Source organism: Melioribacter sulfuriphilus, from assembly GCF_051488685.1.
Lineage (GTDB): Bacteria > Bacteroidota > Ignavibacteria > Ignavibacteriales > Melioribacteraceae > Melioribacter.
Genome location: NZ_JBPSEH010000005.1, coordinates 38,368 through 62,164 on the forward strand (window position 1 = coordinate 38,368; position 23,797 = coordinate 62,164).

Annotated in this window: 24 protein-coding genes and 1 tRNA gene; 14 read left to right on the top strand and 11 right to left on the bottom strand. The window is 38.1% G+C overall.

The window, feature by feature from the left end:
• The first annotated feature begins 104 nt into the window (after positions 1-104).
• Both ACSSV9_RS07935 and ACSSV9_RS07940 read left to right on the top strand, forming a co-directional pair.
• On the top strand, positions 105-788 hold the full coding sequence (locus ACSSV9_RS07935) for a hypothetical protein (RefSeq protein ID WP_437346712.1): 684 nt from the start codon (positions 105-107) through the stop codon (positions 786-788).
• Between the two features lie 504 nt (positions 789-1,292).
• Positions 1,293-1,553, top strand: a complete 261-nt coding sequence (locus ACSSV9_RS07940; RefSeq protein WP_437346713.1) for a hypothetical protein — start codon at positions 1,293-1,295, stop codon at positions 1,551-1,553.
• Between the two features lie 384 nt (positions 1,554-1,937).
• Here ACSSV9_RS07940 and ACSSV9_RS07945 read toward each other — a convergent pair.
• Positions 1,938-2,011 (bottom strand) — tRNA-Asp (locus tag ACSSV9_RS07945).
• Between the two features lie 298 nt (positions 2,012-2,309).
• Here ACSSV9_RS07945 and ACSSV9_RS07950 point away from each other — a divergent pair.
• From ACSSV9_RS07950 to cysK, 9 genes are all read left to right on the top strand, one after another.
• Positions 2,310-2,897, top strand: coding sequence for a YceI family protein (locus ACSSV9_RS07950; RefSeq protein ID WP_437346714.1), 588 nt, complete (start codon positions 2,310-2,312; stop codon positions 2,895-2,897).
• Positions 2,894-3,343 carry a MarR family winged helix-turn-helix transcriptional regulator gene (locus tag ACSSV9_RS07955; RefSeq protein WP_437346715.1) on the top strand — a complete coding sequence of 150 codons (450 nt, stop codon included), beginning with the start codon at positions 2,894-2,896 and terminating at the stop codon, positions 3,341-3,343. Before ACSSV9_RS07950 ends, ACSSV9_RS07955 begins: the two co-directional genes overlap by 4 nt.
• Positions 3,344-3,409: 66 nt before the next feature.
• The gene (locus ACSSV9_RS07960; protein ID WP_437346716.1) at positions 3,410-4,435 is read left to right on the top strand and encodes a S1 family peptidase; all 1,026 of its coding nucleotides are present in this window, start codon (positions 3,410-3,412) and stop codon (positions 4,433-4,435) included.
• A gap of 7 nt (positions 4,436-4,442) precedes the next feature.
• Entirely contained in the window at positions 4,443-4,919 is a 477-nt protein-coding gene (locus ACSSV9_RS07965; RefSeq protein ID WP_437346717.1) for a methylglyoxal synthase, read from the top strand.
• 154 nt (positions 4,920-5,073) lie between these two features.
• Entirely contained in the window at positions 5,074-5,406 is a 333-nt protein-coding gene (locus ACSSV9_RS07970; RefSeq protein WP_437346718.1) for a DUF2752 domain-containing protein, read from the top strand.
• Positions 5,385-5,735, top strand: a complete 351-nt coding sequence (locus ACSSV9_RS07975; RefSeq protein ID WP_437346719.1) for a TM2 domain-containing protein — start codon at positions 5,385-5,387, stop codon at positions 5,733-5,735. Before ACSSV9_RS07970 ends, ACSSV9_RS07975 begins: the two co-directional genes overlap by 22 nt.
• Before the next feature lie 131 nt (positions 5,736-5,866).
• The gene (locus ACSSV9_RS07980) at positions 5,867-6,079 is read left to right on the top strand and encodes a cold-shock protein (protein ID WP_014856016.1); all 213 of its coding nucleotides are present in this window, start codon (positions 5,867-5,869) and stop codon (positions 6,077-6,079) included.
• Positions 6,080-6,333: 254 nt separating this feature from the next.
• A complete protein-coding gene (gene epsC / locus ACSSV9_RS07985) occupies positions 6,334-7,191 on the top strand; it encodes a serine O-acetyltransferase EpsC (RefSeq protein WP_437346720.1) in 858 nt (285 codons plus the stop codon).
• A gap of 18 nt (positions 7,192-7,209) precedes the next feature.
• Positions 7,210-8,121 carry a cysteine synthase A gene (gene cysK / locus ACSSV9_RS07990; RefSeq protein ID WP_437346721.1) on the top strand — a complete coding sequence of 304 codons (912 nt, stop codon included), beginning with the start codon at positions 7,210-7,212 and terminating at the stop codon, positions 8,119-8,121.
• Positions 8,122-8,163: 42 nt separating this feature from the next.
• Here cysK and ACSSV9_RS07995 read toward each other — a convergent pair whose 3' ends face one another.
• From ACSSV9_RS07995 to ACSSV9_RS08015, 5 genes are all read right to left on the bottom strand, one after another.
• Entirely contained in the window at positions 8,164-8,763 is a 600-nt protein-coding gene (locus ACSSV9_RS07995; RefSeq protein WP_437346722.1) for a peroxiredoxin family protein, read from the bottom strand.
• Between the two features lie 54 nt (positions 8,764-8,817).
• A complete protein-coding gene (locus ACSSV9_RS08000) occupies positions 8,818-9,036 on the bottom strand; it encodes a DUF1858 domain-containing protein (RefSeq protein WP_437346723.1) in 219 nt (72 codons plus the stop codon).
• Positions 9,005-9,214 carry a DUF6132 family protein gene (locus ACSSV9_RS08005; protein WP_437346724.1) on the bottom strand — a complete coding sequence of 70 codons (210 nt, stop codon included), beginning with the start codon at positions 9,212-9,214 and terminating at the stop codon, positions 9,005-9,007. Before ACSSV9_RS08005 ends, ACSSV9_RS08000 begins: the two co-directional genes overlap by 32 nt.
• 1 nt (position 9,215) lies before the next feature.
• Positions 9,216-9,872 carry a protein disulfide oxidoreductase gene (gene pdo / locus ACSSV9_RS08010; protein WP_437346725.1) on the bottom strand — a complete coding sequence of 219 codons (657 nt, stop codon included), beginning with the start codon at positions 9,870-9,872 and terminating at the stop codon, positions 9,216-9,218.
• 68 nt (positions 9,873-9,940) lie between these two features.
• Entirely contained in the window at positions 9,941-10,357 is a 417-nt protein-coding gene (locus tag ACSSV9_RS08015) for a septal ring lytic transglycosylase RlpA family protein (RefSeq protein WP_437346726.1), read from the bottom strand.
• Positions 10,358-10,479: 122 nt separating this feature from the next.
• Between ACSSV9_RS08015 and carA the strand changes: the two genes are divergently transcribed.
• Both carA and carB read left to right on the top strand, forming a co-directional pair.
• Complete coding sequence (gene carA / locus ACSSV9_RS08020) at positions 10,480-11,562, top strand: glutamine-hydrolyzing carbamoyl-phosphate synthase small subunit (protein WP_437346727.1); 1,083 nt, start codon at positions 10,480-10,482, stop codon at positions 11,560-11,562.
• 17 nt (positions 11,563-11,579) lie between these two features.
• Entirely contained in the window at positions 11,580-14,759 is a 3,180-nt protein-coding gene (gene carB, locus ACSSV9_RS08025; RefSeq protein ID WP_437346728.1) for a carbamoyl-phosphate synthase (glutamine-hydrolyzing) large subunit, read from the top strand.
• A 47-nt stretch (positions 14,760-14,806) separates the two neighbouring features.
• Here the strand turns inward: carB and ACSSV9_RS08030 are convergent, their stop codons facing one another.
• The 5 genes from ACSSV9_RS08030 to dnaG all read right to left on the bottom strand — a co-directional run bounded on the left by ACSSV9_RS08030 (position 14,807) and on the right by dnaG (position 23,163).
• Positions 14,807-15,658 (bottom strand): hypothetical protein, encoded by an 852-nt coding sequence (locus ACSSV9_RS08030; RefSeq protein ID WP_437346729.1) that lies wholly within the window; start codon positions 15,656-15,658, stop codon positions 14,807-14,809.
• Between the two features lie 62 nt (positions 15,659-15,720).
• A complete protein-coding gene (locus tag ACSSV9_RS08035) occupies positions 15,721-16,122 on the bottom strand; it encodes a response regulator (protein WP_437346730.1) in 402 nt (133 codons plus the stop codon).
• A gap of 66 nt (positions 16,123-16,188) precedes the next feature.
• Entirely contained in the window at positions 16,189-19,680 is a 3,492-nt protein-coding gene (locus ACSSV9_RS08040) for a PAS domain S-box protein (protein ID WP_437346731.1), read from the bottom strand.
• 163 nt (positions 19,681-19,843) lie between these two features.
• Positions 19,844-21,313 (bottom strand): alpha-amylase family glycosyl hydrolase, encoded by a 1,470-nt coding sequence (locus ACSSV9_RS08045; protein WP_437346732.1) that lies wholly within the window; start codon positions 21,311-21,313, stop codon positions 19,844-19,846.
• Between the two features lie 8 nt (positions 21,314-21,321).
• Positions 21,322-23,163, bottom strand: coding sequence for a DNA primase (gene dnaG, locus ACSSV9_RS08050; protein ID WP_437346733.1), 1,842 nt, complete (start codon positions 23,161-23,163; stop codon positions 21,322-21,324).
• 103 nt (positions 23,164-23,266) lie between these two features.
• On the opposite strand from dnaG, the gene ACSSV9_RS08055 reads away from it, so the two are divergent.
• Positions 23,267-23,794 (top strand): DJ-1/PfpI family protein, encoded by a 528-nt coding sequence (locus tag ACSSV9_RS08055; protein ID WP_437346734.1) that lies wholly within the window; start codon positions 23,267-23,269, stop codon positions 23,792-23,794.
• Positions 23,795-23,797 lie beyond the last annotated feature (3 nt).

Consider the following 23,797-nt stretch of genomic DNA (forward strand, 5'->3'; position numbering starts at 1 on the left):
AGTCTTAACCTCATAACCTACTGTAATCATAACTACAGTTATTATTTATTTCTCAAACTCTATCTTGCACTCAACATTAATCATAAAAAAAGGAGTACATAAAAATGGCACGTGTAACCGGTAATGTTTTAGGTAACTTAAGAGGTAAATTAGGAAACCTCTCGGCAAGAACTGTAGAAGGTAAAACCATACTTTCTGCAAGACCTTCGTCTTTCAACATTAGTCAAACCCCAGAATCTATCGAAGCTCGAAAGAAATTCGGTGTAACCGGGCATCTTTGCAAATTCATTATGGATTTACCGGATTTGGTAAGTATCTGGTCAAAAGAAAAACTTCCTGGAATGAGTGTCTTCAATACTCTATTCAAAAAGAATTATCCTTTTGTTGATGCAGATAAACCTACTGTTGATAATATCCTTACTCCCGGTGGATTCAGCTTGCCGGTTCAATCTGCCGCTGTAGCTGCAGATAATGTTGCATTGGAATTAAATGCACTTAATACTGCTGCAGTTATTTCTGCGGAGGAAGTTGATCTGTCGATCAATGCATTGATTGTTTACCACAATCCAACTAATCCGGAAGATGCTCCTTACAGCATCGTAAAACTTACTAAAGCCGAAGCCGGTTTCGATTTTACAACTGCCTACACCGGCTCAATAAGTTTAGATGTTGTACAGCAAGCTCTTGCTGCAAAGTATCAGAATAGCATTCTTTATTTAGCTGTTGCTTCCAAAAATGCTGACGGTAAAGTAGTTCAATACTCTGCTACTTACTCTAACCAGTCTTAACAGCTTAATCCTTCCAGCGGCTTCCCTCATTAGTAGGGAAGTCGTATTATTATCAAGTTAATCGAACCTTCGCCCTATTTCGCTCATTCCGTAAATATAAAAGTATTTACTCCATTCGCTCAGCAAGGCTATCGGTTAATCATAACATTTGGCGTCCTAATGCGTAGCTCTTGCCACCGTAAAAAACACGGCGTCAACACCTACTAAATACCAATTTGATGTTTTGCTATCCGCAAAACGTTAAAGCACTTTTCGCCCGCTTCTTTTTCAAGCTTAGTGTTAAACGAACATAATCAATAAATCGGGTCAAGGGTATATAAACAAATACCGCTCTTTATTATAGGATATTGAAAGCGGTATTTGCCCTTGACTTGAATAATCAAGCTAACGTACACCATCACCGTGTCCTTCCATAAAAAACGCAAATACGTAGTTAAGCGGGCAAAAAATGTTTTTTGTGGGGCAGTACGCCCTTTTATAATCCACTTAACAAAAGGAGCTACAATGAATACAAATCAAAAACCAGATGAATTTGGAAATCCATCCCTTCGGGAGAAACTATTCTTTGAAGAAAGCCAAAATTCCGGCTGGATTCCAAAACACGAGTGCAGTAAAAACCTCAAAATTATCGCTCAGACTCACTCAGTTAACCTGCCTGCCGGTAGGCAAGGTTCATTGCACAATATTGTAATTGCACAAACCAAGCAATGTAAAATCTGCGGTAAAAAGTTTGATGAATCTAACCCGGAGGGGATAAGATGTTGAGCGAAGTGAAATCCCGATTCAATCGGGGAAAGTTTATGAAAGCAGCCATCCAACAATGCGGGATTATAAGAAAGTCCCGCAGATTAAAATAAAAAATTTACAGTTAGCCAATGTTGGTTTTGAAATCGGGAAAGAATATCGTGTAATATATCAACCCGGTAAAATTACACTTGTTTTAGTTGCTAAAAAGGGGAGTAATCACTAATTTCATTTTAAGATGTCACTCAAATTAACTAACCATATTAACCAACCAACAATAAAAAGGATGTACCTTCAAAAAGTGGGTACAAAATGGGTACACAGTGGGTACAATGACAGTGGGATTTTAAGGAAGCGTAAAAACAAAAAAAGCCTCAAAACAAACCGTTTTGAAGCTTTTCTATGCGGGGCCGACGAGACTCGAACTCGCGACCTCCTGCGTGACAGGCAGGCGTTCTAACCAACTGAACTACGACCCCATTATTTCATTTTTACACTTATTTCTCATCACGCATCATAACTTCTAAACTTCAAAGGGCCAAAATTTTGCGTGAGAGCAAGGTGTATTGTCCTGCGTCAGATGACGGACTAATTACTGCCTTAAATTCTTCTTAAAAGAACATCATCATTTGAAAAATGCCTACAAAAATAGTGATTCTATCCAATCCAAAGCAAGAAAATTTTTTTCTGAGGAAGTCAATGAACTCTTTAATTCAAATATATGTTACAACACGCATGCTAACTATTATTTTTCAAACGAAAAAAAGGAGATGTATCATGCGCAAGTTATTTTTATCATATATAATACTCTTTTTATTTGGCGGGCTAATTAATGCTCAGACCAGATGGAATTTCGATAAATCTCATTCCACAATTGCTTTCAAAGTAAAGCATATGGTTATTTCTGAGGTTACAGGTTACTTTAACCAATATGAAGGTAACATCGTAACTAATGGCGACAATTTTGAAAATGCTAAAATTAATTTTACAATTGACGTCAATAGTATCAATACAGATAACGAAAAACGCGACGAGCACCTGAAATCGGACGACTTTTTCAATTCCGCAAAATATCCGAAAATTACCTTCGTCGGTAAATCGTTCAAAAAAATTGGGAACAACAAATTTAAACTTGTAGGCGACCTCACAATTCGTGACAATACCAAAGAAGTGACTCTCGACGTTACATTCAATGGCATGGTAAACGACCCCTGGGGAAATACACGCGCCGGCTTCAAAGTAACAGGAACTATTAACCGTTTTGATTTTGGCCTTAAATGGAATGCATTGCTCGAACTTGGCGGTGCTGTAGTTAGTGAAAATGTCGACATTGTAATTGATGTAGAATTAATTAAAGCAAAATGAGATTAGAAGAAGAAATAAAACAAAAAAAATTCAGGAATGAATTTCATAAACTGGCTGTCAATTTATACTACACCAACAACTGGCTATTGAATATTCATAAATCGATTTTCGAACGGTTCGGCATTACGCCGAACCAGTTCAATATTCTACGAATACTGAGAGGACAGTATCCTGAAAGCGCATCAGTAAATTTGCTTAAAGCCAGAATGCTTGACAAAACTTCTGACGCTTCTCGATTGGTAGAACGTCTCAGGATTAAAGGTCTAGTTGAAAGGAATCAATGCCCAAATGATAGGCGACGCACCAATGTGATCATAACCGACAAAGGTTTAAAACTTCTGAACGATATAGACAGACACGATGATGAATTCGACAGAGCTCTTTCAAATCTTTCCGAAAACGAAGCTAAATTATTAAATACTCTCCTCGATAAATTGAGAGGCTGAAAAATATTCTTTCCTCAATGCCTAAATTCTATTACATTTATTACCAAAATTTCTGCAGGGGGTATTGTGCGATATTCGTCGGCTATTTTTTTATTGTTATCCGCATGTACTGCTGTATACGATTCAGTTTATCCTACATTAAACGATGGCAAATACGACAGTGAATTTCCGTACAAAAGCTCTTCGGAACAATTGGAGGATATCAGCAATTCGATTAACCTGCTAAACAGTATTGCATTTTATACAGGTTATGTTTTCGACATTGATTCGAAACTAACGAAAAAAGAGATTTCTCTCATCGACCTCGAGTCCGCTGCTAAAGAAAAAGTCTATTTCAATAGAACGGCGTCGGGCACTGCAACGTTGATATATACTCACGATGGAAATATTCTTTATCTTACTGTCGCACATATTGTGGCTTTTCCTGATACAGTCTATTCATATTTTATCAATCCCGACGGCAGTATATCAGAGTATATCGAAAGTATTTCGATAAAATCTAGTCAGAGCAATTATATTCCCGACCTGCCAGATGGTGGGGCGCTCGATATCATTTTAATGGATAAAAACATCGATGTGGCTTTATTAGGCAAAAAAATCGATCCGAAGGTCGCTATCGCACTTAAACCCTTCAATTACTCGTGGGGATCGTCTTCCGAACTCGAATGGGGCACTTTCGTTTACGTATTCGGTTATCCAATGAATTATAAAATGATTACAAAAGCACTGGTTAGTAATCCTAAAAGAGAAAAAAACATTTTTTTAATCGACGCTGTCTTTAATAAAGGTTCCAGCGGCGGAATTGTACTTGCTATTCGAGACGGTGTACCAAATTTCGAACTCGTAGGAGTAGTACGTTCAGTGCCTGCCGACTTTCAATTGAATCTTCATCCATTTACAAAAGAGCACGAAATCGATTTCAATCCACAGATCCCATACAAAGGCGAAGTCTATGTTGAAAAAGAACAGGTTATCAGAAGCGGAATCGTCAAGGTTATTGGTATCGAAGTGATTAAAGAATTTATCACGAAACATCTACCTTATCTCAGAAGCAAAGGATATTATTTGAGTGGATTCTTAACAAATAAATAAATCTTATATGAAACAGAACATAATCAAAATTCCATTGCCCACTCGTAAGAGGATTGCACTTGTAGCTCACGACAATAAGAAGCACGACCTGTTAGAATGGGCTATTTACAACAGAGACAAATTAAAAGATTGTATAATTTATGCAACCGGAACAACAGGCAAGTTGCTCGAAAAGGAAGCGGGACTGAATGTAAAAAAACTCAAGAGTGGCCCATTAGGCGGCGACCAGCAATTAGGCGCTCTAATTGCAGAGAACGAAATCGATATACTCATTTTTTTCTGGGACCCGCTAGAACCTCAGCCTCACGATCCTGATGTAAAAGCCTTGCTTAGAATTGCCGTAGTATGGAATATTCCAATTGCAAACAACAGGTCGTCAGCAGATTTTATTTTTTCATCAGCTCTTATGGACAAAACCTACGAAAGAATTTTGCCCGACTACGAGTCTTATACCGAAAGAACTATTTCTAATAAAGACCAATGAAACATTCATTTATAAAGGCATTATTTAGTCATACACTCTTACATAGCTTATGTTACTGCAGATCATTTTATCTAAATTTTATAAGGAAATAAATAATATTACCATAAAACTATTGAGCCTCTCATACGACTAAACTGCTAAAAAGAGAAAGCGATTGCTTAGAATTATTTACATACTGAAGAACACCGAATGGGAAGCCATCTTCTGGTTAATTGGTTTGATTTATCTCGCTTTGATAGATCCATATTCCCCTCAGCATTATACCCTATGCCCATTCAATAACATTGGCATAGAAAACTGTCCAGGTTGCGGATTGGGGCGTTCAATAGGATTGCTTTACCATTTTGATTTTACAGCTTCGTTTGAAGCGCACTATCTGGGTGCAGTCGCATTGATGTTAATTACAGCTCGAATAATCAAATTAATTCTCAGGACAATCAATAATTTCAAAAAATCGGAGTTGATATGGCTAACGTATACGAACTAATGCCTGAAATAATGGGCGAAGAACAGATTTTTGTGGCAAGTATAATTAAAAATTTCGACGACCATAAGGCACAGCAATTTGCCAATGTTTACAGAACTCGTAGACGCGACCCCCAGACAATTCTCCTTCTTACACTTGTCGGCTTTCTGGGCATTGCAGGTATTCAGCGGTTTATAACCGACAGAATGGGACTCGGAATTCTATACCTTTTGACTGGCGGTATCTGTATGATTGGAACGATTATCGACCTGGTCAATTACAAAAGGATTGCCTTTGAATATAATCAAAAGCAAGCACTTGAAATTGCCTCAATGATACGCGCTGTTTGAATTATTTTTGAAATTATTGAATTTATTCTTAAGTTTCGTCGGTAGAGCAGATGCTCTAAAAATAAATAACTTTTTAGATGCGTTCTGCCTACATTTTTGAAGTAAGTAAAATTTTTAAGGAGTTCTTTTTTATGGCAGAACGTGAAAACGGAACCGTTAAATGGTTCAATGCCACAAAAGGCTATGGTTTTATTGAGCGATCACAAGGAGGAGATGTATTCGTTCACTTCTCTTCAATTCAGGTTGACGGATACAAAACTCTCGAAAAAGGTCAACAGGTTGAATTTACAGTCGGAGACGGACCGAAAGGACCTCAGGCTCAAGATGTAAAAGTTGTCAAATAATAAAGTTTATTATTTAGCAACACGAAAAGCGGCTCAATGCCGCTTTTTTTATCCCCAAACTTGAACTTTTTGTAATATTAACGCATTTTTAAATGCGAAATACAAAATCTTATGATAATTCTTACTTCCATATCGCACTCCCGACTTTCACTTCAGCTTGACGGCTGTTGCACCAACCATTGTACTTGTTGTTGCTGCTAATATAATATTTAATCCCAGAAATTAATTTTAATAAATTATTAAAGGGCATAAAAATGGAATCCTTGGAAAGGACTAACTTTACAGATTTTGCAAAAAAAATATTACTAAGAAGACAAACGCACGCGTGCACATCATCTCTAAAGAACGAATCAATATCGTTTCTTGAGGGAATAATCGATTTTTTGTTTCCCCATTTTTCTTCAAAAATTTATTATACAGAGGAAGATATCCTCTCGAAGCTCCAGTTGATCAAACGTGATTTCATACAACTGGTTAAGCTGTTAAATGGGATGGCACCCGTAAATGCATCAGAAAAAAGCGAGGAGTTTATTAGAAAACTGCCCGCCATAAACGATATGCTCTGGCAGGATGCGGAATTCATTTATGAAGGTGATCCTGCTGCAGAAAGCATCGATGAAGTCATTCTTGCATATCCGGGTTTTCGTGCAATTGTTATTTATCGCCTTGCTCATGCAATATATGAACTAAAAATTCCGATTATACCGCGTATCTTAACCGAGCATGCGCATCAGATTACAGGTATTGATATTCACCCCGGCGCTCAAATTGGTTGCCCGTTTTTTATCGACCACGGCACTGGCATTGTAATTGGCGAAACGACCGTAATCGGTAAAAATGTAAAACTTTATCAAGGTGTAACTCTGGGTGCATTGAGCGTCGATAAAAATCTCGCCCAGCAAAAACGTCACCCTACAATCGAAGACGATGTGGTAATTTATTCTCAGGCAGTAATATTAGGCGGCAATACTGTAATCGGGAAAAATTCAGTCATTGGTGGGAACTCGTGGATAATTAAAAGTATTCCACCAAATTCCGTAGTTTATAACAAAAGCGAAGTACGCATCCGGTCTTCAAAACCATTCGAAGAAACTCTCGATTTTATAATCTAAAAGAAAGGATTAAATACAATGAAAGCATACAACATACTCCAAACAATTGGCAATACGCCTCATCTAAAATTAAACCGTCTCTTTGGCAATAAATACGAAGTATGGGTAAAACTCGAAAAGTCGAATCCAGGTGGCAGTATTAAAGACAGAATTGCCCTGGCAATGATTGAAGACGCCGAAAAAAAAGGAATACTTAAACCAGATAGCATCATCGTCGAACCGACATCGGGAAACACGGGAATCGGTCTTGCTATGGTAGCTGCGGTTAAAGGTTATCGAATTATACTCGTAATGCCTGAATCGATGTCGATCGAACGACGCAAGATAATGGCTGCATACGGAGCGGAATTTGAATTAACTCCGCGCGAACTTGGAATGAAAGGAGCCATCGAAAAAGCCAGGGAAATTGCATCTTCAAATCCGAAAGTCTGGATTCCACAGCAATTTGAAAATCAATCCAACGTCGAAATTCACATTAAAACAACTGCACAGGAAATATTGAACGATTTTCCCGAAGGTTTCGACTTTTTGATTACAGGCGTGGGTACAGGCGGGCACATTACCGGCGTCTCGAAGGTCCTGAAAGAAAAATTTCCAAATTTAAAAGTTTACGCAGTCGAGCCTGAAAATTCTCCAGTTATATCCGGCGGTAAACCTGGCCCGCATCCGATCCAGGGCATTGGTGCTGGATTTATACCACAAATTTTCGATACTTCATTAATCGAAGGTGCTATTAAAATTTCCAAAGAAGAAGCTTTCGAATTTGCACGACGAGCTGCAAAAGAAGAGGGACTTTTTGTTGGTATATCGTCAGGTGCGTCACTTGCGGCTATTAACAAAAAACTACCCGAAATTCCCGAAGGCTCAAGAATTCTTACTTTCAACTACGACACTGGCGAACGTTATCTTTCAATTGAAGATTTGTTTTAAAATAAAAAAGGCTGTCACAAATTGGACAGCCTTTTTTAATTTTTATAAACCCAGAATCTTTTTGATGTGATTTTCGTATGCAAGTTTTGGAACGAGACCTTCATAACTGGCAACTATTTTCCCTGCCGTATCGATTACAAATGTTGTGGGGATAGCTCTAATACCACCGTATTGCATATAGACATTTTGATTTCCGTAGACCACCGGATAGTTGATTCCTTTTTCTTTAATAAATGGAATCACTTGATTTTTGGTATCTGTATCGACAGAGATGCCTATAATTTCGAGTCCTTTTTTACCATATTTATTTTTTAGATCTATTAAATCCGGAATTCCTTTACGACAGGGCGGGCACCAGGTTGCCCAGAAATCGATAATAACCATTTTCCCTCTAAAATCCGAAAGCTTCAACGTTTTTCCATCGGTTGTCGGTAAAGTAAAATCGGGAGCCATTACAGAATTCTTTTGAGCTTCGGGAACGTAATTTGGTGGATATGGTCCGCTTTCGGGTTCACTGCCCGTATTATTTACTACGAATAGTAACAGAATAAGTCCGATGAAAAATCCTGTATAGATGTAACTTCTTTGTTTCTTTGTTAATCCCTGTCTGGTTTCTTTTGTGTCGGGATTCGATTTTTTCATATTCTTCCTCATTTCTTTTAATGGATAAAATAAAGATAATAAATAAGACTCAATTTATTTGTCACTTTTTGATAACATTTCATTCAAATCTTTCACAAAAGTGTCTATCTGGTCCTCATTAAAACCTTTTTCTAAAGCTGCCTCTTCGAGTGTGCCCCAGATCGGCTCGCCGCATCTCAAGCAGCGTATCCCCTTCTCCATTAAATATGCGACAGATTCGGGCAGTAGATTTACAAGGTCTTCAATTAGAATGTTTTTGTCGATTGTCGTCATTTTTTCTACCGGGTATTAACCAGACCAGGCCAACAAGCGCTCCGTAAATAGTTGATGCATACGGATTGCCAGATATAGGACAACTTCCGTTACAACCGATAAAATAGTAGTATGCATATCCAATCAAAGCGCCGGCGGCTACAGGTAATATTTTTTTTATTATTCTTTTGTTAATCATATTATGCAACAATTGTATTGAGAGCTTCTTTTACCTTTTCAAGTACTGTATATTCCGGGGCTGCACCTTCTAAGAACGTATTTTCGTTTATAATAGTTCGCGGAACACCACGCACATTATATTTCTGAGATAAGTGAGGGAATTCTGTAGCTTCAATCATATCGCTTTTAATGTTGTCATTGATGAATGCAAATTTGTGAGCTGTAATTACAGCCTGGGGACAGTAAGGACACGTGGGGGTCACAAAAACTTGCATATGAACCGGCTTGTCGATCTTTTTAACTTCTTCTTCAATCTCCAGCGACAATCCCGACTCGCCCGTGCCGAGCATTTTTATGTCTTCAAGTAAAGATGCAAATTCATATCCGCTTGGAATTCCGTAATACCTTATGCCATAATCTTTTCCATTTTCATCTAATAAAACTGTAGCAGGAATTTTATCGACACCATACTTTTCGGCTTCTGCTTTGTCGTTAATGAAATTTTTAACTTCGAGATGAAGTTTGTCATTTATGGCAGCTAATTCGGTTAATATTCCTCGGGTTTCGCGACAGTACTGGCATTCAAGTTCCTGTGTGAAAAACACAATCTTTACGTCCTTTACCAAGACCGAGAGAATCTTCTTCAATTCTTCTTTTAATGTGTCGTCAATATACATTTTTTCTCCTATTATATTTTGCTTGCAAAGGGTAAGATGTTCGAAAGAGGAAAACGTTTCAAGAATGATTATTTTTTACCGTCTCCCCATTCGAGAACTTCTACTTTGACATTAGCAAGACCATTTTCCACAAAGTCGAGTTCTCTTGCAGCGCCAAGCGAAAGGTCGATAATCCTGTCGGGGCGATGGGGCATCCGATCATTTATTTTCATTACCATGCTTTTATTATTCGTTAAATTGGTTACTTTTACAACCGTACCCATTGGAAAGAATGGATGGGCAGCCGAAATTGAATTGGCATTATAGATTTCGTCGCTGTATGTAATTTTATTATTAAACTCTTCACCGTAAAAAGATGCAATGCCAGTCTGAACTTTGAGATTTTCATAATTAATCGTCGATTCCTCCTTCGAAGTAAATCGCACAGATGAAGAGCAAGCCGAAAAAATTAAGGCCAAGCAGAGAATAATCGGTATTTTATACATTTTTTCTTGCATCTAACAATATTAATTTTGAATGAAAATAATTTTTTCATAAATTTGCGCAATTTGTTCAAACATCCTATTGTAGACTTCCTCCCAAAAATAACTTGGAGATATATGACGATATGAAAGATAGAAAAATTATGCCCAAACGAAAAGCCAGACTTGTACTGAAAAACGGGAACGTATTTGAAGGTTTTCTATTCGGAAGCAGAAGAAATGCGGCGGGCGAAGTTGTATTTAATACAGGAATGATGGGCTACCCTGAAACAATGACCGACCCTTCGTACAAAGGTCAGATTCTCGTCTTTACTTATCCGCTCGTTGGTAATTATGGGGTTCCACAGTTGAACGATTCAGACGATTTGCCTCCTTTTTTCGAGTCGAAACAAATTCAGGTCGAAGCAATTGTTGTCTCTGAGTATTCCGAAAAACATTCACACTGGAATGGCTATCAAAGTCTCGATGAATGGTTAAAAGCTTACGATATTCCTGGACTATACGGCATCGATACACGAGGTTTAACAAAAATATTACGCGAACATGGTACACTTCTCGGTAAAATAATAACGGATAGCAAACCGATTGATTATTACGATCCGGATACAGACAATTTAATTTCAAAAGTAACTATCAATCAGAAATACGAATATGGCAGCGGCAAAAAAAGAATACTGTTGATTGATTGTGGTTGCAAAAAGAGTATAATTACGAACCTGATTGACCGTAAGGTACGAGTACTTAGAGTTCCATACGACTACGATGTTTCGAATGAAGATTTTGATGGTGTTGTTTTATCAAATGGACCGGGCAATCCGGTTGTTTATAAAAAACTCGTAGAAACCGTTCGCAAATTAATTCAAAAGCAAATTCCCACACTCGGAATTTGTATGGGACATCAGATACTTGCTCTGGCAGCAGGCGCCAAAACTTATAAATTAAAATATGGTCACCGCAGCCAGAACCAGCCTGTTAAAGTTGTCGATTCCAATAAATGCTACATAACTTCTCAAAACCACAGCTTTGCTGTCGATACAAAAACATTGCCTAAAGGCTGGTTGCCGTGGTTCGAAAATTTAAATGATTACTCAAATGAAGGAATGATTCACGAAAAGCTGCCGTTCAGAAGTGTTCAGTTTCATCCTGAAGCTACTCCTGGTCCCGTCGATACCGAATTCATTTTTGACGAATTTCTTAAGGATGTTTAATTAAAAGAAGAATATCGATGAAATACAAAAAAGTATTAATTATTGGTAGTTCGGCACTCAAAATTGGTGAAGCCGGTGAATTCGACTACTCTGGCTCGCAAGCCATTAAAGCTCTCAAGGAAGAGGGAATCTATACAATTCTAATCAATCCCAATATAGCTACAATTCAAACCTCGGATTACATTGCCGACAAAGTTTATCTTCTTCCGATTACGGCTCAGTATGTAGAAGGTGTAATTGCACGAGAAAAACCCGATGGAATTGTACTCGGTTTTGGTGGTCAGACCGCATTGAATTGTGGACTCGACCTTCACAGGCAGGGGATTCTTAACAAGTATAAAGTAAAAGTACTCGGCACGCAAATCGAAGCTATTGAGAATACAGAAGACCGTCAGTTATTTTGCGATAAACTTTCTGAAATCGATGTTAAATTTCCAAAGAGTAAAGCTGTAAATTCAACCGAAGAAGCCGTTGAGTATGCAAAGGAAATTGGTTTCCCTGTAATCATTCGAATTGCGTATGCATTGGGCGGACTTGGTTCTGGAATATGTCGCAACAAAAAAGAAGTCGAAAAATTAGCCTCGAAAGCACTTTCGTATACTTCTCAAATTCTGGTTGAAGAATATCTCGAAGGCTGGAAAGAAATCGAATATGAAGTTGTGCGCGATCGCTACGACAATTGCATAACTGTATGTAACATGGAAAACATCGACCCGATGGGAATTCATACCGGTGAAAGCATCGTTGTGGCTCCGAGTCAAACATTGACAAACGAAGAATATCATCAGTTGAGAAAAATTGCTATCAAAACAATAAGACATCTTGGAATAGTAGGTGAATGCAATATTCAATTTGCACTTGATCCAAATTCTCATGATTACCGCGTTATTGAAGTCAATGCTCGACTTTCGAGAAGCTCTGCTCTGGCATCGAAAGCCACCGGTTACCCACTTGCATTCGTAGCCGCCAAATTAGCGCTCGGGTACGGACTGCACGAGCTGCCGAATTCAATTACAAAAGTAACAAAAGCATTTTTTGAACCGGCACTCGATTATGTCGTCGTCAAAGTTCCGCGCTGGGATTTAAAAAAATTCAGACTGGTCAAACGCAAGTTGGGCTCTTCGATGAAGTCGGTAGGCGAGGTTATGGCAATTGGTCGAAAATTCGAAGAGGCAATTCAAAAAGCGATGCGTATGCTCGACATTGGAGTGGAGGGATTGACCGCCAGTCGAACAAAAATCGAATTTGACAATCTCGAAGAAGCTCTCAGCAATCCGACAGAAGAACGAATGTTTGCAGTCGTACAGGCCCTCAAAAACGGCTATTCGGTCGATTGGGTGCATAATTTGACGCACATTAATAAATGGTTCCTTTATAAAATTCAGAACATTGTCGAAATCGAGAAGAAAATTCAGAGCTCTAAACACTTAACCAAAGAATTGCTTTTAGAAGCCAAACAACACGGTTTTTCCGACAGACAAATTGCAAACCTTACCAATACAGACGCTCACGATATTTATAAACTCCGCATCAAACATGACATTCACCCTTTTATTCAGCATATCGATACGTTAGCAGCTGAGTATCCCGCGCAAACAAATTATCTTTATCTTACATACAATTGCTCCAGGCACGATTCGGCTCTAGAACTAAAAAATAGCATAATTATTCTTGGCTCAGGACCATATCGAATTGGTAGTTCAGTCGAATTCGACTGGTGCTGTGTAAATACAAGCAAGACATTGAGAGAAGAGGGTTACAAGTCAGTTATAATCAATTGCAATCCTGAAACAGTAAGTACGGACTACGACCAATCTGACGCACTCTTTTTCGAAGAACTTACAACAGAAACCATCTGGGAAATTTACAACCAGATTAAAGCTCGTGGTGTAATAGTATCGATGGGTGGTCAAACGCCGAATAATCTCGCCTTAAAACTTCATAAGATCGGGATACGGATTCTCGGTACTTCTCCCGAATCGATCGACAGTGCTGAAGATCGTAGAAAATTTTCAGCATTACTGGATAAACTTGGAATTGAACAACCCGAATGGAGCGCACTTAAAACGGTAGGCGATGCTCTTCAATTTGCCAATAAAGTAGGTTATCCCGTACTCGTGCGACCTTCATACGTATTGAGTGGTGCAGCAATGGCAATTGCCACAGACGATGTTGAACTTACAAATTTTTTGCAGAAGGCCGTTGACGTCTCGCCCGAACATCCTGTCGTTATTTCTAAGTTCCTGGTTAATGCAAAAGAACTCGAATTCGACGCTGTAGCTCAAAACGGAGAGATCGTTTGTTCGGCTATCTCCGAACATGTTGAAAATGCGGGTGTTCACTCGGGAGACGCTACTCTCGTACTCCCCGCACAAAGAACATACCTCGAAACTATGCGGCAAATCAAAAAATTCTCTTCGGACATAGCACGCTCACTTAATATCAACGGACCTTTTAACATCCAGTTTCTCGCAAAAGACAATAAAGTAAAAGTCATAGAATGCAATCTTAGAGCTTCCAGGTCATTCCCCTTTGTTTCCAAAACTCTCAAGAGAAATTTTATCGATATAGCTACAAAAGTTATAATCGGTAAAAAAGTTGAAAAGTGGGACGACTTCTTGTTCAATTACGACTATGTTGGAGTCAAAGCGCCCGAATTTTCTTTTACGCGTCTTGAAGGTGCCGACCCAACAACGGGAGTCGAAATGGCTTCTACAGGCGAGGTTGCCTGCCTTGGTAAAGATTTCGACGAGGCATTCTTAAAGGCATTAACTGCAGTTGGTTTCCGTTTCCCGATTAAATCGATACTGGTCTCTTCGGGTACAATCGAATCGAAGTCAGAGCTTCTCGAACCGCTGAGGCAACTCCAGAAAACCGGAGTAAAATATTATGCCACGCCTGGTACCGCCAAGTTTATGCACTCAAACGGTATTGCGGTCGACACAGTCGATTGGCCTTTGAATGGGAAGAAGTCAAATGCTCTCGATCTAATAAAATCAAAAGCGATCGATCTTGTTATTAATATCCCGAAAAATTTCCAGGAAGAAGAACTTACAAACGACTACTTGATACGACGAACAGCCGTTGACTATAAAATTCCACTGATAACAAACCGTCAACTTGCAATGAGATTGGCCGAGGCTCTGGTAAATAAAAATCCCGAGAATCTCGAAATAAAAAGCTGGAATGAATATTAATCTTATATAAAAGCAAAAGCCTTCTTTAATAAGAAGGCTTTTTTATTTTAAAAAGTAAATGAAACTCCAAATTTTAAAACCGCGTAACTAAGTGGAGATTCACTCTCAAATGGCCAGTTCATTCTTTCTTTTCTCAACTCATAAAATGCGTAGGAGAGTCCACCTTTCAAGAGGGCATGAACTAAAGGAGTGGCAACGGGTGAGGAATATGCTACTTCATCTATAAATTCATCGAGCAGCTGACTGGCTGCGTTTTCGATTGCCAGGCTACCCAGATGTTTCCAGAAAAGGTGTCGCGGGAAAATTTGATTGTATTCATAAGCGGCATTAATTGCCAGATAATTTCCAAATCGGAACTTTAATCCTGCTTCGCCATTCGAACCAAATCGAATTCTGCTTTCGAAACGTTTGAGTAGTTGAATATCTTCAAGCAACGATTCCGTGTCGGTGCTGTTTCCCTCCTCCAATTTAAAATCTGACCAGAGGAAACCCTGCTGAGTATAAAGCTCGACACCAATTTTATTGAATCTGTATCCGTATCCATCTCGTTCGCCGAATCCGAATTTCCATATATCGGCTTTGTAGCCTCCGTTCTCATCTTCGAGGAATTTCGAAGAGACTTTACCGCCAGTCAAAAACTTTTCGTTCAGTTGAATTACATTCATTTCAAAGGTGTCAATTTGTGCATAACCAAGTTTAATATCGATAGCAGCAAAGTCAGCAAAATTTCCCTGAAGTTTCTTATACTCGGGATAAGCCAATCCATAATTTAGCTCGAGCATGGGCGAGCCTTTATACCAATTGCACCATTTGTGAAAATGCATCTCTGCATCAGAATTGTAATTTTGTCCGAAACTATATACTAATGGGACAATCAATAAAATGATCACTTTTTTCATTAAATACCTCGATTAATTTTGCCCCGTTAGACGCAGTAGAAAATCGAAAAGTTCGATAAAAATTATTCGACTTTAATTCCTGTCTTTTTTTCGAGTGTTTTAATAAGCGTTTCCATCAAAACGCTGTTTGAAATTGGTTTTGTTAGGAAGATATCGACACCCGCATTGTAAGCGTTGTCTTTGTCTCTTTGAAAAACATGTGCCGAGAGACCAACGATTGGCATATTTTTATATTCTTCAGATTCCCTCAATTCTCTTGTCAGTTGGAGCCCGTCTTTTTTTCCTCTGAGCGAGATATCCATAAGAATAATATCGATCTTTTTTTCTTTCATTTTTTCGTAGAAAGTTTCGGCTGAATCGCACACTTCGACATCAAATTTTCTTTTAAGAAAGAGCTGAAGGAATTTTTGATTTTCAAAATCGTCTTCGACAATCAAAAGAGTGGGTTTTCTGGCTTCGCTCATTTCTTGCTTTCCCTTAATTTTTCATTTAAACTTATGAATTAATCTCATTAAAATAAATAATAAATTTTAACTAAATATAAGTGTGAATTTTGTTCCGTGGCTTTTCTTGCTTTCTACATTTATGTCGATATTGTTGAGTTCACAATAATATTTAACTAATGCCAACCCGAGTCCGCTGCCTTCGTATTTCCTTGTATAACCGGACTCTTCCTGAGTAAAAGGTTTAAAAAGTTGTGATAAAAAATCGTCGCTCATTCCAACGCCTGTATCTTTTATTTCAACGACAAGCTTATTGTATTCGTTACGTCTTACATTAAGTTCTACTTTGCCTTCTGGCGTATACTTAATTGCATTATCGACGAGGTTGGCAATAATTTGAGATACACTGTACTCGTCACAGCAGACATTTAATTGATCCGTCTGATAATTTTCACTCAATGAAAGGTTCTTAATCCTTGCATAAATTGAATATTCCATTATCACATTGGTAATTATATCATCTTTGATATTAACATTTCTGAATATCGGATCGTAAGCATTGGTTTGAATTTCGGCAACATTCAATATTAAGTCGATTGTACGAATTATTCTTCTGCTTGCCTGTTCGACAGCAGAAAAACCATCCATAATTTCGTCACTAATGTAATTTTTTATTTCTTCTTTAATTAGATTATTGAAATTAACAATCACATTTATTGGTGTTCTGATTTCATGGGAAATTTGAGCCAGGAAATTTGTTTTAATACGGTCGGCTTTTTCAGCTTTTTCTTTGGCGAGGATTAATTCGCGCTCAGCATTTTTAAGGATAGTAATGTCTTCCACAACGCATTCATAAAAAGAGATATTGCCTTTATCGTCTTTGTATGCACGAGCGCTTTCTTTGACATTAATTAATTTTCCGTCTCTCTTTTTCCATACCTCTTCGAATCGATAAACAATTCCTTCTTCGAGAAGAATATTATAAAATTTATTCCTTAATTCTAAATCCTGACAAAAATCTTTAATAGTATTATTCTTGAGCATTTCCTCTTCGTTTTCGTAGCCAAGCATTGTTACGAATGATGGATTAACCATAATTAATCTGCCGTTGAAATCTGCGCGGTAAACACCTACAGTAAGGTTTTCGAATATAGTTCTGAATCGCTCTTCACTTTCTCTAAGGGCTTCTTCCGCAAATTTTTTTTCTGTGATATCGAATGCCGTGCCGATAGCCGCCGTCTCTCCCTGATAATCAATCAGAGTTGCAGTGAAACTGACCCATCTCGTCATGCCGTCTCTTCTGGATACTTTGAATTCATAAGCTGATGGTACCGCTTCGCCTCTCAGGCGAGCCATCCCTCTCCTAATAATCAATTCCCTGTCGTCCGGATGAACAACATCCCAGAAATTCATTTCGTATAATTCTTCTGCACTATAACCCGTCAGAATTTCCGTTGCTCTGTTGACATATACAAACTTTGTGTTTTTATAAATAAAGATTGCTGTGTTGGTCGATTCGGCGAGTTTTCTAAACTTTTCTTCGCTCTCCTTCAATTGTAATTCGGTTAGCCGACGCTCGGTAATGTCTTTCGATATAATCGTAACGGCATTAACGGCATTACTGACTTTGTCGATTACAGGACTTAGCGTGCGTATAAAGTAGTGCCCGTCGCGATTGCTTCTGTATTCGTAAGTGACCGACTTTTTGTTCGAAATCACATAATTAATTCTCGCTAAGAAATCCTCGGTGCCATCGGGAGTGTGAAATTCGGAATAATGCTTACCGATTATTTCTTCGGCAGGCATTCCCAATCTCGACAAATATTTATTGTTTACATAAAGATATCTTCCGTCGGTACCGACAAGATAAATTGAATCTTCGCTTGACTCGAGGAGCGTTCGGTAGAGAGCCTCGCTTTCATGGACTGCTTTTTCAGCAATTAATCTTTCCTTTTCTTTTCTATAATATTCGAGTGCAAATGAAATGTCGAGGATGAGTTCGTCGAGAAGATTAATTTCGTCGGCATCAAATAATTTCGGTGTTTCACTAATTAAAATCAGCAAACCCCAGCTTTCGCCATTTAGAGTAATTGGCAGAAGAGCACACGATTTGGCCCCTATGTCGACGGCTCTTTTCAGGTATTTGCTTTTATTGAAGTTTTGCAGGTTATTTATAATTTGTTTTTCTTTTTTGAGCAATGCATCTATCAATAAATTCGATTTAGTTTTATAGACAGGAATATTTTCAAATGGGAATAGCTCTTCGTTGCCTGATTTCGATACAATTTCGATAGATTTGCCGCTAAGTTTTCCTATGCACGCAAAATTAAAGTCTCCTTTTGTTACGGCAATTTGTGCAATTGTTGCTAATAATTCTTTCTCGTCGTTGATGCGCACTATTGCCTGATTTACGTTACTCAATACTTGATAAAGCTGGTTGTATTTTTTTATTTTTTCTTCGTCTTCTTTTCTTTTTGTAATATCTTCAATTGCCAGTAATATCATCTCTGTTTTATTGCCGTCTCTATAAATCCTTCTGGCGTTGAGAAGCATTGTTTTTTTGCCAATTCTCGGGAAGCGATGCTCGACTTCGAAATCGTTAAAAGAAGTATTTTGAGGAAGAATTTTTTTGATTAATTTTTTCAGGTCGGGAATATCCCATGCGCCATTGTCGATATCGAAAAAAAACCTTCCCTCAACTTTACCCTGATTCGTAAGAAACTTTGAATAGAAGGATTTATTAGCTCTGATTATTTTAAAATTTTTATCGAGAACCACAAGAGGTTCTCGAATAGTCTCTATTATGCTGTCAGCAAATTTGCGGGCTTCTTCGATTTTCCTTTGTGCTTCTCTTTCTTTTGTCTGATCTCTGAATACAAGAACGACACCAACCAATTTACCCCTTTTATCCTTAATTGGAGCGGCGCAATCGAGTATCGGAATTTCACTTCCATCTTTCGAAATAAGAAGTGTATGATTCGCCAGTCCAACTACAATTCCTTTTCTTAAAACTTTGTAAACCGGGTTTTCAACTTTCTTGTGGCTGAATTCATTTACAATCTTAAATATGGATACGAGTTTCTTTCCTTTTGCGTCTTTCTCACTCCATCCAGTTAATTTCTCGGCCATCGGATTCATAATTGTAATACACCCTCTGTCGTCAGTTACTATAACGCCGTCACCAATACTATAAAGAGTAGTTCTATATTTTTCTTCGGAAATAAGGAGTTTATCGAGAGCTGCCGCTTCTTCAGTTACATCGCATACCTGTAACAGAAGAAATTTTCTGCCATTAAGTTCAATTTCCTCATGGGCAAGTTTTACATTAACTGGTTTTCCTGTACCTGTCTTGTGTTTAAATGGAGTCTTATTATCAATTAATAATTCGTCAAATTGCATCTGCAGAAATTTTTTTTCGGAGTAACCATACAGCTGGCAGGCAGCTTTGTTTACTGCAATAATTTTACGGGGACGTTTTTTGCACAGAAATGCAGGAACTGGTAAATTCTTTAAAAGTAAGACAAGTGCTTCTAATTTGCCCTCTTCATAAAATGAAACCATCTTCGGTTTACTTCCCAACTTTCCCCCTTTTGAAAGTTTACAGGACAATAAATTTAAAGCACTTTGAAGCAAATAGTGATATAAAAGATAGCAATTTTTTTTATAATTAAAAATTATCAAGTATTTATTGATGTGATATTTATCAAAAGTTTCTATGAAGTAGGTGATTTTGTTTTATTACTTATTCCCAAATGAAAATATGTGAAGAATATGGTTTGAGTTCGATGTACAAACCCTGCATGATAATTTCTTCAGAATTCCTTCTATAAATTTTATCGTTCAGCAAGTCGTTAAGAACAATCACTTCGTCATAGTTTCGGAGGTCAAATTTAAGTCTGCACGTAGATGTTTTGTCCGAGAAGTTTATCACCACCAGACAATTTTTATTTTTGTATCTCCATTCCCACGATAGCATATTCAGGTGTGATGAATTTCCCTCCCATGCGGGCTCGGGTTCAAGGAGTTTCCACTTACCTTTTTTAAAAACGTCTGACGATGTTATTTTCAAAAGTTTTTCATAAAAATCTTTTATTTCTTTATTTACAGCTTCAACAGGTTCTCTGCCGAGCTGGATTGGAAGTTTTATTTTTTTACCTTCGAATTGCCCGTCGAAATAAAAACGCATCCCCTGTATGGTACTGATAATTACTGCCGCTGCTAAGGCTTTTTCCTTACCGAGTAACGCGAGAGATCTTTCTTCGTCGTGGTTTTCGATAAATCGAACTGATTTTTTTTGATAGGATTCCTCAGCTTTTAGATGGTCGTGAATATCCCTAACATATCCTGCTGTAATTCTGTCGGTTAATTTTTTGTCGTAAGTATAATCGAAACCTTGCTGCTGTAATTTCCATTCGAGGTCCCAGTAAGCTTCGGCAATAAAAATAAAATCGCTCCGATACAACCGTACTGCTCCAATAATCTCTTCCCAGAATTCGATATCCGAAGCTTCGGTTTTCGAATTTTCATAAACCCCGGCCCAAGTATTTTTGAATACATTATTCATTGCAAGCATAGCCATATCGCATCGAATGCCGTCGCAAAGGTTTGTAATATTCTTTAATGTTTCGATATAATAGCTGCGTGTTTTTCTACTCAGTAAGTTTACTTGGATCGTATCCTGCCATGCCGGAAAGAAGGGATCTCTACCGTGTGCATAATATCCTTCTTCGTCAAATGGTTTGAAAAATGTGTGTGAGTCTTTCAAATAATTCGATTTTTCAACTCTTAAAAAAATTTCCGGAATTTCGCTCAAAAGACTTGTATCTGCTCCAAAATGGTTCGGCACAAAATCGAGGATCAGCTTAATTCCGATTTTGTTGAGTTGTTTCTTCAATTTTAATAACGATTCCTCAGAACCGAGTCGGGGATTAACCTCGTACCTGTCGATTGCAAAGGGCGACCCGATAACGTCCTCTCGGCGCCAGTCGCTGAGCGCTTTGTCGTAGCTTTTAATCAGATAATCTTCAAAGCAATATTTGTCGATACTTTTTTCGCACGTTTTCCAGATGCCCATTAACCAGACATAATCGATTCCTTTTGAACGGAGTTCCAGCCAGAAGTCATGCGGAATATTTTCTAATGTGGCATTCTTTCCAAATCTTTTCAAAAATGTACGGATGTTAATTTCGTAAAGGGCAGGATTATAATTCATTTTTCGGCTCAGTTGTTCAACAACTCTTTCTTTTGTTCGTACAGTTCTTTATTCCGTTTCAGCAATTCCAGATGAAGTAACTCATCGTTGTTCTTTTGAATTAATTCGTTGTTATTTTTTATTTCTTCATCGATTCTAAAGATAAAGTAATTTCTTACAGTTTGTACTGCATGAGCAAGCGTATCTTTTTCGAGTTTTCCGCTTGTATAAAAGTTTTCCCATTTATCGCTGATTGATGATGTCTCTTCGTCCTTCATCAACCATAACCGTAAAAATTCCCTCAAGCTCTCATCTGTAATGTGGTCAAGTATATAAGCGGTTGAAACATTATTGTGTTTATGGCATTCAGCCACAATTTCTGCAATTTTTTTCAGATTCGGATGGCGAAACGATTCCGACCCAACTTTTTCGAGAATAAAGTCCACAATCTCTTCTTTGCCACTTAATAAAAGACGTACCAACTCGCGTTCATAAGGATTTGCTTTCTGAGTTCTACTGATCTGTGGTCTGACATAACCAGCAGACGAAACTTTTCCCGCTTCTTTTTTGCCGACGGAACTTTTACGTAACTCGTCAAGTTCTTTTTCGATCAATTTTTCGCGTAAGTTAAATTTTCTGGCAATCGATTTTATATAAAAGTTAAGTTTCAATTCGTCCTTCACAAGCGAAAGACTTTTAATAATCTCTCTTAAAGCCTCCGCCGAAGTCGACGGGTCGTTGAATTTTCCTTCGGAGTCAAATTTTGAAGCCGTAAATTCGAAGAAATTTTGTGCTTTCTGGAGCTGCTCCTGAAATTTCTCCCTGCCGTGTTTTTTGATGAATGAGTCGGGGTCTTCACCCTCAGGCAGCGAAACTACCTTAATGTCGAAATCATGCTTCAAAAGGATTTCAATACTTCGGAGAGCTGCATTTTGGCCTGCGGCGTCGGCGTCGAATAAGACATAAATATTCTTGGTGAATCTTGACAATAGTGTAACCTGTTCCTCTGTCAATGAAGTCCCTGAGGAAGCTACCACGTTTTGAATTCCTTCTTGAAAGAGCGAAATCAAATCCATATAACCTTCAACCAGTATAGCCCTGTCGAGCTTTCGTATTTCCTCTTTTGAATGGAACAAACCATAGAGCACTTCTCTTTTGGAATAAATTGGGGTTTCTGGCGAATTGATGTATTTAGCGGCTTTTTCGGAATCGTCGAGTATACGCGCTCCGTATGCGATTATTCTTCCATTTGTAGAATGAATGGGAAATATTATTCTGCCGCGCAATTTATCGTAGTAATCACCGTTCTGCTTTGTATCGATAAGTCCAAGCAATTTTGCTTTTTGAAGGTCAACCCCGTTTTGTTTTGCGAATGTTAAAAAGTTGTCCCATCCATAAGGCGCAAATCCGATATTAAACAGTTTCTGTGTCGAAGGCTTAATGTTTCGTCTGGTGAGATAAATTCTTGCTTCTTCGGCTTCTTTGCTTTTATGAAGAATTTCTGTAAAATATCTGATAGCTATCGACATGATATCGTATAGTTCTTCCTGTGTTTTATATTTTTCTGAATATCCACTTTCGGGTTGAATCGGAATGCCAACTAAAGAGGCAATTTCCTGAACAGCTTCGACAAACGAAATTTTTTTGAACTCCATCATAAATCGGAACAGGTCGCCGCCAGCTCCACAACCGAAACAATGATAAATCTGTTTTTCCCTGCTAACAGTAAAAGAAGGGGTATCTTCGGAATGGAAAGGACATAAGCCAACAAAATTTTTACCACGCTTCTTCAATGAAACTTCCCGACTAATAATATCGACTATGTCCGCTGCATTTCGTATCTCCTCTATCTTTTCCTCAGGTATTCTCATCTCTTCAAACCGTCTCCTATCAGTCGTGTAAACTTAAGTCATTAAGTGGTAACGAATCAACATTGCCCGTCAATTTTAATATTGTTATTTTAGCATAACCATCATGGAAAGAAATTTATTGATTCCGAAAAGTCTGTTACTATTTCTCCCTCAAATCGATTTTAGCGAAGAGGAATATCTTGCAATAACTTCTGTACTCAAAAAAGAGCGGATTAGTTATTTTATTGCATCCGATGCAACGGGCATATGCCTCGGTTCTACTGGATTAAAAGTAAAAAACGACATTCAATTATACAATATTCATCCGACAAATTTCGAAGGATTAATTATAGTGGGTGGAGCTGGAGCACGAAATTATAAAGGGAATCAAAAATTGATAAAAATTGTTCAGGCATTTAATAAAATTAAAAAGCCGATTGGCGCAATTTGCAGCGCACCATTGATTCTGGCAAAAGCCGGTGTACTTGGCGAAGAAGCAGTTTGTTACCCGTCGGATAAACCGGAATTAATATCATCAGGCATTAAATACAAAGACGTGCCCGTCGTTAAAGACGGGAGAATCATTACAGCGCGGGATCCGCAATCGGCAATTGAATTTATCGAGACGTTTATCAGTTTAATTAAAAAATGAAAA

What these genes read in the sequence shown, in the direction of transcription:
- ACSSV9_RS08045 (WP_437346732.1), bottom strand. Translation starts at nt 21,313, where the DNA reads ATGAATTATAATCCTGCCCTTTACGAAATTAACATCCGTACATTTTTG.
- ACSSV9_RS07995 (WP_437346722.1), bottom strand. Translation starts at nt 8,763, where the DNA reads ATGAAAAAATCGAATCCCGACACAAAAGAAACCAGACAGGGATTAACA.
- ACSSV9_RS07980 (WP_014856016.1), top strand. Translation starts at nt 5,867, where the DNA reads ATGGCAGAACGTGAAAACGGAACCGTTAAATGGTTCAATGCCACAAAA.
- carA (WP_437346727.1), top strand. Translation starts at nt 10,480, where the DNA reads ATGAAAGATAGAAAAATTATGCCCAAACGAAAAGCCAGACTTGTACTG.
- ACSSV9_RS08000 (WP_437346723.1), bottom strand. Translation starts at nt 9,036, where the DNA reads ATGACGACAATCGACAAAAACATTCTAATTGAAGACCTTGTAAATCTA.
- ACSSV9_RS07950 (WP_437346714.1), top strand. Translation starts at nt 2,310, where the DNA reads ATGCGCAAGTTATTTTTATCATATATAATACTCTTTTTATTTGGCGGG.
- epsC (WP_437346720.1), top strand. Translation starts at nt 6,334, where the DNA reads ATGGAATCCTTGGAAAGGACTAACTTTACAGATTTTGCAAAAAAAATA.
- ACSSV9_RS07975 (WP_437346719.1), top strand. Translation starts at nt 5,385, where the DNA reads ATGGCTAACGTATACGAACTAATGCCTGAAATAATGGGCGAAGAACAG.
- ACSSV9_RS08005 (WP_437346724.1), bottom strand. Translation starts at nt 9,214, where the DNA reads ATGATTAACAAAAGAATAATAAAAAAAATATTACCTGTAGCCGCCGGC.
- ACSSV9_RS07965 (WP_437346717.1), top strand. Translation starts at nt 4,443, where the DNA reads ATGAAACAGAACATAATCAAAATTCCATTGCCCACTCGTAAGAGGATT.
- ACSSV9_RS08035 (WP_437346730.1), bottom strand. Translation starts at nt 16,122, where the DNA reads ATGAGCGAAGCCAGAAAACCCACTCTTTTGATTGTCGAAGACGATTTT.
- pdo (WP_437346725.1), bottom strand. Translation starts at nt 9,872, where the DNA reads ATGTATATTGACGACACATTAAAAGAAGAATTGAAGAAGATTCTCTCG.
- ACSSV9_RS07955 (WP_437346715.1), top strand. Translation starts at nt 2,894, where the DNA reads ATGAGATTAGAAGAAGAAATAAAACAAAAAAAATTCAGGAATGAATTT.
- ACSSV9_RS08055 (WP_437346734.1), top strand. Translation starts at nt 23,267, where the DNA reads ATGGAAAGAAATTTATTGATTCCGAAAAGTCTGTTACTATTTCTCCCT.
- carB (WP_437346728.1), top strand. Translation starts at nt 11,580, where the DNA reads ATGAAATACAAAAAAGTATTAATTATTGGTAGTTCGGCACTCAAAATT.
- ACSSV9_RS08015 (WP_437346726.1), bottom strand. Translation starts at nt 10,357, where the DNA reads ATGTATAAAATACCGATTATTCTCTGCTTGGCCTTAATTTTTTCGGCT.
- cysK (WP_437346721.1), top strand. Translation starts at nt 7,210, where the DNA reads ATGAAAGCATACAACATACTCCAAACAATTGGCAATACGCCTCATCTA.
- ACSSV9_RS07935 (WP_437346712.1), top strand. Translation starts at nt 105, where the DNA reads ATGGCACGTGTAACCGGTAATGTTTTAGGTAACTTAAGAGGTAAATTA.
- ACSSV9_RS07940 (WP_437346713.1), top strand. Translation starts at nt 1,293, where the DNA reads ATGAATACAAATCAAAAACCAGATGAATTTGGAAATCCATCCCTTCGG.
- dnaG (WP_437346733.1), bottom strand. Translation starts at nt 23,163, where the DNA reads ATGAGAATACCTGAGGAAAAGATAGAGGAGATACGAAATGCAGCGGAC.
- ACSSV9_RS08030 (WP_437346729.1), bottom strand. Translation starts at nt 15,658, where the DNA reads ATGAAAAAAGTGATCATTTTATTGATTGTCCCATTAGTATATAGTTTC.